This window comes from Microvirga sp. P4_G7 (assembly GCF_056401005.1).
The window spans coordinates 1-1,002 of the sequence record NZ_JBFUKD010000996.1 but is presented as its reverse complement, the minus strand read 5'-3'; the positions used below and the strand labels follow the sequence as shown (position 1 = coordinate 1,002).

General features: G+C 57.9%; 2 protein-coding genes and 1 pseudogene. All 3 read left to right on the top strand.

From position 1 onward, the window contains the following. Window positions 1–181 (top strand): annotated as a pseudogene (locus AC1DT3_RS22510) (M20 family peptidase); the annotation flags it as partial. A 39-nt stretch (window positions 182–220) separates the two neighbouring features. Continuing rightward, entirely contained in the window at window positions 221–595 is a 375-nt protein-coding gene (locus AC1DT3_RS22505; RefSeq protein WP_477467392.1) for a type II toxin-antitoxin system RelE/ParE family toxin, read from the top strand. Next, window positions 592–885: a helix-turn-helix domain-containing protein gene (locus AC1DT3_RS22500; protein WP_477467391.1), complete on the top strand. Its 294-nt coding sequence runs from the start codon at window positions 592–594 to the stop codon at window positions 883–885. Before AC1DT3_RS22505 ends, AC1DT3_RS22500 begins: the two co-directional genes overlap by 4 nt. The last annotated feature ends 117 nt before the right edge of the window (window positions 886–1,002 follow it).

Below are 1,002 nucleotides of genomic sequence, written 5' to 3'. Positions count from 1 at the left end.
GATCTCCGCGCCCCGCGTCGGCGGTGGATCGGATGGGAATTTCACCGCTGCCCTCGGCACAGCGACCCTCGACGGCCTCGGCATCGACGGCGACGGCGCGCACACCCTGCAAGAATACGGCTTGATCTCGTCGATCGCCCCCCGCCAGGCGCTGATGAGGCGGTTGCTCGAAACGTTATAAGGCCATTGACAAACTACGTAATTCACGTATTTTTGGTCCATGCAGACCGTGATCGAAACCCACGCGTTCAGGCGTGCGGCGGATAATCTCGGCCTGTCGGAAACCGATCGGTCCGACATCATCAAGCTGATTGCCAGCAAACCCTCGTCGGGCGATCTTATGCAAGGGACAGGCGGCGCGCGAAAGGTTCGCTTTGCTGCTCCCGGCAGAGGAAAAAGTGGCGGGTATCGAGTCATTACATTCTATGCCGCCGAGGACATTCCTGTCTTTTTGCTGGACGTCTATGCCAAGGGTGAGAAGGTCAACCTGTCTCAGGCAGAGCGCAACGAGCTGAAGAGCATTCTCAGCGGTCTCGCGGATGAATGGCGGGCATCGGTCAAACGGAGAGTGCAGACATTCGGAAGTGAGCGATGAGCAGATATGGAAAGAGGCTAATCGAAGCGGCGAACGAGGCTGTGGCGATTGCACGCGAGGAGCTTTCGCCGGCTCGTGTGCATGTGTCCGCGGAAGTCGACGTGAAAGCCATCCGTCAGAAGACGAAGCTGTCTCAGGAAGATTTCGCATCGATCTACGGCTTCACAATCCATCAAATCCGCGACTGGGAACAGGGCAGATCTCGGCCGATCGCAGGTCTGCGCGCGTATCTGAAGATTATCGATCACGATCCGGCCGGCGTTCTACGACTCCTTCACGATGCGGCGTAACTCGTGAAATCAATGCTCATTGCGTCCCACTGACGATAGCGGTGACTCCGTTGATGATGAACTGAACCGCAAGCCCTGCCAGGATCACGCCGAGCAGGCGGCTGAGCACTATGTTGC